The organism is Streptomyces sp. NPDC048142 (assembly GCF_043202835.1).
In the GTDB taxonomy this organism is placed as follows: domain Bacteria; phylum Actinomycetota; class Actinomycetes; order Streptomycetales; family Streptomycetaceae; genus Streptomyces.
The window spans coordinates 208,940-218,629 of the sequence record NZ_JBIDBC010000001.1 but is presented as its reverse complement, the minus strand read 5'-3'; the positions used below and the strand labels follow the sequence as shown (position 1 = coordinate 218,629).

Sequence of the window (9,690 nt, the reverse complement as noted above, 5' to 3'; positions counted from 1 at the left end):
TTGGGCGTGAGGCGGCGCGGCCGTGGGGGCCGCGCACGCTGTGCCCGCGCAGGCCCGGGTACTCCGTGGCCCGCAGCCACCGGCGCGCGCCGACCGCTTGTCGCATGCTGGCCGTGTGACTCCGGACCAACCGGCCGCGCCGCGGTGATCGTGGCAGTCATGGTGCCGCCGCTCAGTAGTCCTTGCGGGCCGCCGCGCGGGACTGTGCTTCGGCGTCACGGTCGGGGATGGTGGCGAGGAGTTCGCCAGGGTTGTCGGCCCTGTCGAGGGACTTGGTACGGGCCGGGTCGGCGTACAGGGTCCACACGTCGCCGCCCATACGGGGCCAATAGGAGAGCTGCCAGAACCGGCGGTTGGCGTAGCTGATCTGCCAGGAACGTGGGCCGGACGGATGCGCGCTCACACCGGCCGGAAGGTCCGGCAGTTCCGGCGCGGTACCGAACGCGCGGTCTATGTAGGCGAGGTGTTCGGCGGTCGGCACGATGGCGACGCGCACCGTGTGCGGCCACCGGTGCCCGTCGGACAGCATCGGCGCCCACTCGTTCCACTGCGCCTCGCTCGTCGCGCTGCCGGCGTACGGCGCCCAGGTCGCGCCGCGCGCGTAGTTGAAGCCAAGCCGCATCAGGTGCCACCCGGCGGCGATCTTCAGTCCTTCCGTGTTCGCGCCGTCGGTGATGGCGTCCAGGTAGATCCCGGCCGGGTCGTTCTCCCGACCGGCTGGGCCGCGCTCCGTGAGCGGGATCATGTGGCGTTCCGCCGTGCTGCCCTCGGCGGTCATCAGCCGCAGCGTGGCGCCCCCACCGGCGAGCGGGTACGCCATCCGGATTTCCGCGACGGTCGGCAGGGCGGAGAGCCGGCTTGCACGCATGCGTACAAGCCGCTCGTCCATGGTGGCCGACACCTGGGTACGCTCGTTGCCCTCGGCGGCCTTCTCCCGCTCGTGGGCAACCGCGCCGACCGCCAGCGCGAGCGCGCCCTTACGGGTGGTGCTGTGGCTGCCGACCCGCCGCCGCTCGCCGCCGACTTCACGCACCATCCAAACCAACTCCGCGTTCCTGGTCACCTGGTACGCGGCATAGGTGCGCGGTGGAAACCGGCGGCCGTTGAGCGTCTCACCGGGAAGGTCGAACAGCCAGCCGTCTACTCCGTATTCGGTGCCCTCCGGCGCACGGCCGTTGGTCGGGGTGTACCGGAGATAGGAGCGGGTGACGATCTCCCGAACGATGCTGCGGGCCGTGGTGGTGGTCATGGTTTGGGGTTCCTTCCCGAGTGCTGCCGTGGTTTCCGCACGCCGGTCGGCGTGCGGTCAGTGCCCCCGCACCGCCTCGAACAGTGAGGGACCGCCAAAGGGCGCGGATCCGGAGGCGCCGTGGCGTTAGAACGGAGGGCAGCAGAGGTGACCGGCGCACACGTGCGCGTCGGCCTCGGCCTCTTCGGCGGCGCGCTTGTGCTCGTACTCGGCCGCGCGCTTCTCGGCTCGTGCCACACACGGCGCGTTGTCGCACCGGCTGTGACCGGTGATCCCGTCCGTGGACCGGTCATAGTGGGTGATCAGGCCGGAGTCTTCGCACGAGGCGCACAGCGGTTCCGGGGCGTGCAGGGTCTCGCCGGACACGCATGACAACGGGGCCAGGGTGGTGGCGAGGTCGATCTTCCGGCCTCGGGCAATCTCGGCGTCCGGGACGTCGATGCGGAATCCGCCGGCCGGGTAGTCCGGGTGGTCGGAGAACACCACGGCGCACATCCAGGTGCCGGAGTGGAGCTTGCGTGGCAGCGGCTCCTCCTCGACACCCTCAGGCAGAGCGTCCTTCCGGAACTCGATCGGCACCACGACGACGCGGTAGGCCTGGTCTGTGCGCGGCTGCTGCCAGGGCAGTTCGACGAGCAGGTCCTTGGGCCACTCGTCGATGGTCACGGGCAGAGTTGACAGGTAGTGGTTCAGCGAGCCTTCGGGGGCCTGGGCCAGCCGGGTCCGCTCCTGCTCTTCGGTCTCGATGAAGCCGATGCGGCTGAGGAAACTCATGATGGTCAGTGCTCCTTGGTCAGTGCTTGTGATGGGGGTGGGCCGCCGGCATGGGTTCGAAAGAAGACGAGCTCGTCGAGATCGCGGCGCACGCCGTAGATGCGTGCAGCCTCCAGATCGGTGAGCTCCTGGTGAACGCGGCCGTCCGGCTTCGTCATCAGCCAGCGGAGGAACACCCCGTCGTCGTCAGTGCCGTTCCGGGGTACGGATGCTGGAGTGCAAGGGCCAGCACAGGACAGCCCCGAGCGCTCCGGCACCGCAGATAACCCAAGTCGCGGTGATGCCCCCGCCGTGGCTGAGGGACCACGCGGCGAGGAGAGGCGCGGCGATGACGGCCAGCGCGAGGTTGCTGCCCCACAGGCCGGCGTACCGTCCGTGTGCTCCAGGTGGGGCAAGACGGCTGACAAGATCTCCTGCTGCGATGAAGAGGATGATCTCCCCGGGTACAGCAGCGGCAGCGGCAAGGCAGTAGCCGCTCCTGGAGTCGGCCAGGCCGGCGAGGCCCATGCCGATGCCGAGGAGGAGGGAGCTGGCGGCGAGCAAGCCGGTCATGGGGCCGCCGTGTGCAGCGCGTCTGCTGAGCCAAGGGGTCAAGAAGGGGGAGAGAAGGAGTACGGCGGCTGCATTTGCCACCTGCGTCCACCCGTACGCGGTCGCGTCGAGGCCGTCCGAGCTCATAAGCATTGGCAGTGCCGTGAAGACACTGCCGGCGCAGGTGAGAGCACAGAGGCTGGCCAGGGAGAGCAACCACAGGCGGCTGTCACGCAGGGCGTGGGAGTAGCTCGGACTGCTGCGGTCCATGCCCGGGCCGGCGCTTCGACTCCGGGGTGGGGGCGGGAGCAGAAACACCGCAGCGAGCCCGAACAATGCGCAGGCGCAGGCGTTGATCCAGAACAGCGTCGGCAGTCCTGCTGTGGCAGCAAGGTACCCACCGAGTGATCCAGTGAGCGCGGCTCCGATGTTGACGCAGAAGTGACGCCACCCGCTCACGAGTACCTGCTGCGCTTTGGTGGGAAAGGTGTCGTCGATGAGTGCCGTGATCACCGGCCGTGCTGCGTCATACACCACTCCGGTGAGGAATGACGATACGAGGAGTGCCACTGGAGACTGCACTTCAGCAAGCACCGGCAGTGTCAAGGTAGCTGTTCCCATGGCGTAGCCGAGCGTCGCGCGTGGGCCGAATCGGTCGGACAGCCATCCGCACCCGACCTGTCCTACGAGCCAGCCGGCGCCGAAGCTGGCCACGATCCAGCCGGTCATATGGGCGGAGAAGCCGAGGTTGTTGGCGTGGTAGGGGAGGAAAGGGTAGGCGAAGCCGAAGGCGCGGATGGTGAAGGTTCCGATGAATGCCGCCCAGATGATGGGCGGCCAGCGGCGCGCCTTGACATCGGGGTCGGGGGCGGTCTGCGGCGTAGCAACGGTAGAAGGCACTGGTGCTCCATCTGTGGTCAGGTTCCCTCTGGGGGTGTGGTCGCGCCTAGGCCGAGATCAGGTCCGCGGAAGGCGGATGGAGTTCGCGACCAAGGCGGCGGTGTCGGCGGCTGTCGCAAGCACCGGACGATGGGTGAGCCGACGACGACGCCAGCCACGAAAGGGGCGATCTGCTCGGTGCGATCGGCACGCAGGTCGCGCACGGCGACCCGGTCGCCGACGAGTAGCAGGCGCACGCCCTTGCTGCCGAACAGCAGGTGGCGTCCGGTGGAGCGGCAGAGGACATGGGGAGTTTCCGGGGGTGCGCCCTTGGCCGTCTCGGCGAAGAGCATGGTCTCCTTCGAGATCGCAGCCGGAGGGAAGGAGGAGCCGCTCAGCGTGTCTCGCTGTAGCCGCACTCGGAGCACGTGTGCGTGACCTTCTTGGCCTTTTTGCTGGCGCGGACGCCGCAGGCGTTCGATTCCATGTCGATGGCGCAGTTCGGGCAGTTCATGGCTCGGCTCCTGGCATGACGAGGATGCTCTTCAACGCCAGATCCGGATCAGCTCCGCTGATCCCTTGGACTCACTGCCTTCACGGGGCGAGTAAGGCGAGCCACGAAGAAGAAAAAACACAGCACCCCGGCGCCGCAGCTGCCCGAAGGCAGAGGGCGCACCGGGGTGCTGGGGAAGTTGGAGCCGCGGAGATCTCCAGGGACGCGCCGCAGGGATCATCTGCAGCACTCAGGAATCGAACCTGTTCCGCGGTCGGTCTGCACGGTGTGCCCACTGGTGCACGCCGAGGATCAGTCAGCGCACTGCGGATTCGAACCGCTCCGTGCAGAAGTCTGTGGTGGGTCTGTTGCCGATCGCCCGGATCAGCTGTGCTGATGACTCAAGAACAGTCGAGGTTTGGCCGGCAGTGGGGTCAGATCCGGTCGAGGGCGTCGAAGAGCAGGTCGCGCCAGCGGGCGCCCCCGGAGGGGGCGGGTTTACGAGCGGTGGGCGGCGGTGTTGGGGCACGCAGCGTGGTCGAGCGTTCCCTTGCCCCGGCAGACGGGACAGCGGGTGTTGAGCATGTCCAGCAGCAGCGCGTTGAGGGCCTGGACGGTCGCGGCGTGGGTGCGCTGGTCGCGGTCGTGCCCGATCGCGGCGGCCTCCAGCATCCTGCGGGCGAAGAGGTCGATGGCATCGCGGACGCCTCCGACGCTGCCCAGGTCCAGGGCGGCGATCGCGGTGTTTACGTGCCGCTGGTGGGGGCGGCGGGCGGGGACTGTCGGGGTGGTGGTGCTCAACACTTTCTCCTATCCAGGCAAGTTGGGTGGATGGTGCCGGGGGTGGGAGAGTCCCTCTGTCTCCGCCGAATGGACCTCGCTCGGCCTGCTCGGCTGCATCAGTACCCGTATCCCCCTAGCCTTCAGGACCACAACCAGGTCCGAAGGCCGACCCCACGCAGGCCCCGAATTAGCCAACAGCATCGGTGCCAGTGCCGGGGGCCACGTCGGAGTCATGCGATGTGATCGCGCAGGGGAAGGTCGGGCCGGACGCGGCGCAGGTCGTCAGAGGTGTTGCGGTGGGAGTCGCTGGCGACGTTCACGAAGCGTGCCCCGCACCCTGTCCCGGGCCTGGGCGTCCAACCCGAGATGTCGGTGTGGCGGAGCGCGTCCGAGAGAGTGGGCCTGTCGCAGTGGCCGCAGCGGGACTCGAAGGCACCGATGTAGAGGGTGGCGGTGGTCTCTTCTCGCTTGCCGGTGAGGTTGATACGAACTCGGGACTTGGGCATGTGCTGCTCCTTCGTGTGATGAAGGTGATGGGGCCCGTTCTGTGAGCTCGACCAGGACCGCCTGGAGGGTTGAAGTTGTGTAGACCGTTAAGCGGTCGGAAAGGGCAGCTGCTCGTCCACGGCGCTGGCGCGCGCGACGGCCGGAGCGGCAACCTCGACCGGGGCGGGAGCCTGGGCCTGCAGGTCCTGGTTCCGGGCCTCGGCGTTCTGCACGCGCTCGTTCAGGCGGGCCTGGGTCACAGAGCGCGGCTCCAGGAAGGTGATGTCCTCGGAGATCACCTTCAGGTCGAAGACCTGCTCGCCGCCCCTGGAGTACCGGTCCATGCGGAGCGTGTAGCCGACGGCGACGAGGTCACCCTTGTGGATGTTGGCGTAGGGGCCCAAACCCTGGGTCTGTGCGCGAACGAAGGCCTCAACGGGCACGGCGTCCGAGTCACGCTGGTTCTGCGCGTTGGTGTAGGCGCGGTCGGTGAAGACCGTGAAGAGGACCTTCTTGGAACCGTCCTTGTTCTCGAAGACCTTGGGGTCGTTCGCGAGGCGGCCGATGAGCTGTCCGTTGTTGCGGGGGTTCGACATGAGTTCTTCTCCTCGAATACAGCACAGCGCCCGGATCGATGTCGTCGTCCGCGCGCAGTTGGGTGGGTTGGGCTGAGATATTCAGGTGTCTGTCATGCCACCATCCGGATTGGCTTCGCCAATCAGATGATTTTCTCTTTCAATGCTCCATCCGAATCAGCTGCGCTGATTCGGATGCTTCGTCATTCCGAGTCCCGAATCGGCTTCGCCGATCAGACTCACGTTCTTCGCTGATTTACCGGTCACTCCTGACCAGACCCCGGCGTGATGTCCCCCAGCCCGGCCTTCACTTGGTCTGCTTTAGCGGTGTCGCCCCTCTTCCAACTGAAGCCCCGGCCGTGTGGGGTTACCGCTGCTTGGCGCGGTGCTTGTGGTTGGCCTCCTGCACGCGGACGCTCAGGTGGGCGACGGTGTGGCGGACGTCGTCGACGACCTCGGCAAGGACCCTTTCCAGGGCTTCCCTCATGCTGTCGGCGTCGCGCTCGTTCGCGAGGGCTCCGACCGTGGCCACGTCGACGCCGCAAAGCGTCACGGTGCCTTCCATCACGACCTCGTCGGGGTCGTACTCGTGCTCGTAGTAGTCCTGGACGTCCTCGGGCATGGCACGGCGCACCTGGACCTCGACGGTGAAGCCCTCGTGCAGGAAACGGGCCCGGCCCTCGAGATCGAGCCGGAAGCCCGGATCGGCCGGCGCGCCAAGCTGACACAGGTCCATACAGAGTCCTCCGGTTGCGGTGGTGGTCGTGGCCTGTCGGCATGGGGCCGGGCGCGGCAAGGCCGTACAGGGAGCAGCCGATGGGCCGCAGGTGGTCAGTAGTCCCAGATCGGGCCGTAGTGGTGCTGATGAACGTCGATGGCTTCGTGGAGGTCGGCCTGGGTGAAACCGCACGTCTCGGCCGAGAGCGTGCCGCTGGAGAAATCGATGGAGATCTCCAGCAGGACGCCCAGCAGCTCATTGAGCTCGCTCGGAGGCAGGGTCAGGGTGTGGCGCGGGCTGCCGGGGAAGAGCTGGGCGGTGACGAGGTAGGCCAGGGGGTGCCAGGCCGGATCCGGCCGGCCAAGGAGGTCGGCGCACAGGTGACGGGCGATCGCGGTGGGTAGGGTGACGATCGGCGCGGCAAGCATCACGTTCGGCCTGTTGCGGTAGCGGGCCACAGTGCGCGCCTTCGGTGGTGGTCCAGCCGGACCAGGACGTCGGACGGTCATGAGGGCCCCTACGAGGAACGGCCCGAGGAACTCAGGGGTGGGAGTCCCTACAGCGTCACCTGCACTTCGTAGGCCGTCGAGCGGTAAGGCCCAACGGTGAGCGCGTGCACGGGCGTCACCAGACCTGCCTGCGCCAGGCGAGCCGTCAGGCCAGAGTGCTCGGACCAGTCCTTGATGAAGACGTTCCCGGGCTCGGGCGTGAGACCGTAGCTCTGCAGGCTGATCGAGATGGGCTCGGCGGGACCCTCGGTGTTTTCGAGTTCCAGCACACGGTTCTCGTCGTCGTGCACGAGCGCTCCCGTCAGCTCGATGCAGCCGAAATCGACGGTGACGTCGTGCTTCACGGTGGTCGTGGACTCAGCCATGGTGGTCTCGCTCTTCTCGTGATGTGGATTGTGGACGCCGACGGGCGCGATCAGCTGATGCCTTCGCTTCACATGCCTCTGTGGGGACGAGCGGTAAGGCGGGGCGCGACAGGCTGTTGGCGGTTCGCGGTCACGGCTGATCCCCCTGGAGTACGGCGCGCAGCGGTCGGCCAGGTCGGTGTCCTGCCCCTCCAGCAGCGCCAGGGCCCGCTCGATGCGCTGCTCGTCTGTCTCGCTGTAGGAGGGGAGGTCCTGGTCGTCGTTCTCGTCGCCGGTGCCGTAGGTGCGGCGGGTGCAGTCGGGGCCGTGCAGTGCCAGACCTCCTCGCCCTCGACCTCGATCCGCTCCGTCACGGTCGAGCAGTCCGGGCACGGCGGCGGAGTGACGGACGTCAAGGGCGGCTCCCGTCGTCGGCGGGCAGCTCGTCGAGCAGGGCGGCGCCGCCTGTTCCACCTGCGAGCCCGGTGCCCCGGCAGTGCCCGCAGTAGCCGGTGCCGTCGGAGTGGGCGTCGCGGAAGGTGTCCAGCTCGCCGCGCACGAGGGCGGTCACCCAGTCGAGCTGTCCGGGTTCGATGGGGACCTGGTGCTGCTCGCCGGTCGCCGGGTTGGTAACCGTGACGGACACGGGGGCGGTGCCCTCAGGGTCAGTCGGGTATCCGTCGGCCAGCTCGGCGAGCGCCTGGCCGAAGTCGGCGGCGGCCGCGGTGGCCTTGGCACTCACTGCTTCGGCTTCTGTTCGCTGGGCGATCTCTTCATCGAGCAGGTACGCCTCGCCCCACGGGTTCGGCTCCACGACGGGGCGGCCGTGCCTGATATCGCGCAGCCGTTCGCGTCGGCGGTCCTGGACGTAGCCGCGGCAGTGCAGGGCGTCGTGCTGGGAGGTGGGCCAGTTCGAGGCGGTTGCGCACCACCCGCAGTGCGGCGTGAGGGTCAGGCGGCGCCGGATGGCGAGGGCGAGCAGAGTGGTGGCGCAGCCGAGCAGCGTGCCGATCGCGAGCATCACGTGGTGTCTCCGTCCGTCGTGGTGGTGTTGGCAGCGAGGAAGACGCCGGCCGGCGGCGGCCTCTTCGCTCGTGTCGTACGGGAGGTCCTCGGGTGCCTCCTGGACCTTGCGGTTCGCGGCGGTGGCGATTCACCACCAGCACGGGTTCACAGCCTCGGTGCTGACCGGGTGGGGCCAGTGCTTGCGTGCGCCCTGGCGGGTCATGCCCCAGGCGGCGCCAAGGTCGGGGTTCGCGCCGTGCATTCCGGCGTTGGTCGCGAAGTTGTTGGCGAGGCGCTCGGTCTCGACCTTGACCTACCGCAGGGCCCACGAAGCGATCGCACCCGTGGGCGAGGGGGATGCCGATGCCCCTCCAGATCTACTTCCGGATCGACTTCGTCGATCCAGATCAGTCACCGGCCAGCGCCCGCTCGCGATAGAGCTCGCTGATCCGGGCAACGGCTCCAGCTGGAGGTTCGTAGACCGGCGGCAGCTTGCTGATCGCGATGTCGAGGTCTTGGGCATCCGGCAACAGCGCGGGCCGCGGCATCGCTGCTCCGCCGTCGGTGCTCAGGTGAAGCTCGATCGCGCGCTCGATACGCCTGTTGCGGGTCAGCACTCTGCTGATGCCGTTGACCTTGTCGAGACCCAGGTCGAAGACCACCGCCCGATTGAGTGCCCGGCGCATGCGGTCTTCGACGGTGCAGTGCGCGTTCAGATCGATGGTGGTGTCCTTGTGTCCGAGCAGCACCGCGTCGAAGACGCTCTCAATACTGTCCGGGAGCTGCCAGCCGGGGAGATGCCCGAAGGTGCCGTCCGTCTCGCGGTCGTCGACCTCGAGTAGGCGGTTCCAGTCGTCGCGCCGGCGCTTCCACTCGTCCTTCCGGACCTCCTTCGGTCGGTCAGCCTGGTTCTGGTAGTGGTAGTCGACGAAGAAGGGCCGGCCGTCGGCTTCGAGAGCCATGAGTGCGTCGGCGTACGCGCGGCTCCCGGCGAGGGGGTACGCCAGCCGGCGCGTGCCGTAGCCGTCATCGACCTGGCCGAAGACGATGCTGAAGCGCAGCGGGTCGTGGAACGTCACGCGGCTATCGAGCCCAGCCTGCTCGTCGAGCCAGAGCTTGCGGGCCCGGTAGACGAGGTAGTTGTGCAGGGGGCCGCCCATGTCGCGTTCGCGTACCTCGGCGTCGTCAACGACGCGGGCGACGTTCCTGGCGATGATGGGTACAGCCAGCTCGCGGAAGACCTCGCGCATGCGCTTGGAGATCACGCGGGTGAGTTCGAAGAACTCGGGCGCATGCGCGGTCAGCCGAATCCCGTCGTACAGCTTGATGCTCATCGGGTTTCCG

13 protein-coding genes are annotated in these 9,690 nt (G+C 67.9%); all 13 read right to left on the bottom strand.

Going from position 1 to position 9,690, the window contains the following annotated elements:
- Positions 1–172: 172 nt before the first annotated feature.
- The 13 genes from ACGF2Y_RS01130 to ACGF2Y_RS01070 all read right to left on the bottom strand — a co-directional run bounded on the left by ACGF2Y_RS01130 (position 173) and on the right by ACGF2Y_RS01070 (position 9,680).
- Positions 173–1,249 (bottom strand): hypothetical protein, encoded by a 1,077-nt coding sequence (locus tag ACGF2Y_RS01130; protein WP_392941981.1) that lies wholly within the window; start codon positions 1,247–1,249, stop codon positions 173–175.
- A 126-nt stretch (positions 1,250–1,375) separates the two neighbouring features.
- On the bottom strand, positions 1,376–2,023 hold the full coding sequence (locus ACGF2Y_RS01125) for a hypothetical protein (RefSeq protein ID WP_392941979.1): 648 nt from the start codon (positions 2,021–2,023) through the stop codon (positions 1,376–1,378).
- Between the two features lie 5 nt (positions 2,024–2,028).
- Complete coding sequence (locus ACGF2Y_RS01120) at positions 2,029–2,181, bottom strand: hypothetical protein (RefSeq protein WP_392941977.1); 153 nt, start codon at positions 2,179–2,181, stop codon at positions 2,029–2,031.
- Positions 2,182–2,209: 28 nt separating this feature from the next.
- Complete coding sequence (locus ACGF2Y_RS01115; RefSeq protein ID WP_392941974.1) at positions 2,210–3,454, bottom strand: MFS transporter; 1,245 nt, start codon at positions 3,452–3,454, stop codon at positions 2,210–2,212.
- Between the two features lie 17 nt (positions 3,455–3,471).
- A complete protein-coding gene (locus tag ACGF2Y_RS01110) occupies positions 3,472–3,786 on the bottom strand; it encodes a hypothetical protein (protein WP_392941972.1) in 315 nt (104 codons plus the stop codon).
- A 638-nt stretch (positions 3,787–4,424) separates the two neighbouring features.
- The gene (locus tag ACGF2Y_RS01105) at positions 4,425–4,727 is read right to left on the bottom strand and encodes a hypothetical protein (protein WP_392941969.1); all 303 of its coding nucleotides are present in this window, start codon (positions 4,725–4,727) and stop codon (positions 4,425–4,427) included.
- Between the two features lie 212 nt (positions 4,728–4,939).
- Positions 4,940–5,215 (bottom strand): hypothetical protein, encoded by a 276-nt coding sequence (locus ACGF2Y_RS01100; protein WP_392941967.1) that lies wholly within the window; start codon positions 5,213–5,215, stop codon positions 4,940–4,942.
- An 87-nt stretch (positions 5,216–5,302) separates the two neighbouring features.
- Complete coding sequence (locus ACGF2Y_RS01095; RefSeq protein WP_392941964.1) at positions 5,303–5,791, bottom strand: single-stranded DNA-binding protein; 489 nt, start codon at positions 5,789–5,791, stop codon at positions 5,303–5,305.
- 346 nt (positions 5,792–6,137) lie between these two features.
- Positions 6,138–6,506, bottom strand: coding sequence for a hypothetical protein (locus tag ACGF2Y_RS01090; RefSeq protein ID WP_392941962.1), 369 nt, complete (start codon positions 6,504–6,506; stop codon positions 6,138–6,140).
- Positions 6,507–6,601: 95 nt separating this feature from the next.
- On the bottom strand, positions 6,602–6,946 hold the full coding sequence (locus ACGF2Y_RS01085; RefSeq protein ID WP_392941959.1) for a hypothetical protein: 345 nt from the start codon (positions 6,944–6,946) through the stop codon (positions 6,602–6,604).
- Positions 6,947–7,044: 98 nt separating this feature from the next.
- A complete protein-coding gene (locus tag ACGF2Y_RS01080; RefSeq protein ID WP_392941957.1) occupies positions 7,045–7,734 on the bottom strand; it encodes a hypothetical protein in 690 nt (229 codons plus the stop codon).
- 19 nt (positions 7,735–7,753) lie between these two features.
- Positions 7,754–8,365 carry a hypothetical protein gene (locus ACGF2Y_RS01075; RefSeq protein ID WP_392941955.1) on the bottom strand — a complete coding sequence of 204 codons (612 nt, stop codon included), beginning with the start codon at positions 8,363–8,365 and terminating at the stop codon, positions 7,754–7,756.
- Positions 8,366–8,753: 388 nt separating this feature from the next.
- Positions 8,754–9,680 carry a hypothetical protein gene (locus ACGF2Y_RS01070; RefSeq protein ID WP_392941954.1) on the bottom strand — a complete coding sequence of 309 codons (927 nt, stop codon included), beginning with the start codon at positions 9,678–9,680 and terminating at the stop codon, positions 8,754–8,756.
- Positions 9,681–9,690 lie beyond the last annotated feature (10 nt).

Coding starts and splice junctions, on each gene's coding strand:
- ACGF2Y_RS01125 (WP_392941979.1), bottom strand. CDS start 2,023: ATGAGTTTCCTCAGCCGCATCGGCTTCATCGAGACCGAAGAGCAGGAG.
- ACGF2Y_RS01070 (WP_392941954.1), bottom strand. CDS start 9,680: ATGAGCATCAAGCTGTACGACGGGATTCGGCTGACCGCGCATGCGCCC.
- ACGF2Y_RS01110 (WP_392941972.1), bottom strand. CDS start 3,786: ATGCTCTTCGCCGAGACGGCCAAGGGCGCACCCCCGGAAACTCCCCAT.
- ACGF2Y_RS01095 (WP_392941964.1), bottom strand. CDS start 5,791: ATGTCGAACCCCCGCAACAACGGACAGCTCATCGGCCGCCTCGCGAAC.
- ACGF2Y_RS01120 (WP_392941977.1), bottom strand. CDS start 2,181: ATGACGAAGCCGGACGGCCGCGTTCACCAGGAGCTCACCGATCTGGAG.
- ACGF2Y_RS01100 (WP_392941967.1), bottom strand. CDS start 5,215: ATGCCCAAGTCCCGAGTTCGTATCAACCTCACCGGCAAGCGAGAAGAG.
- ACGF2Y_RS01130 (WP_392941981.1), bottom strand. CDS start 1,249: ATGACCACCACCACGGCCCGCAGCATCGTTCGGGAGATCGTCACCCGC.
- ACGF2Y_RS01090 (WP_392941962.1), bottom strand. CDS start 6,506: ATGGACCTGTGTCAGCTTGGCGCGCCGGCCGATCCGGGCTTCCGGCTC.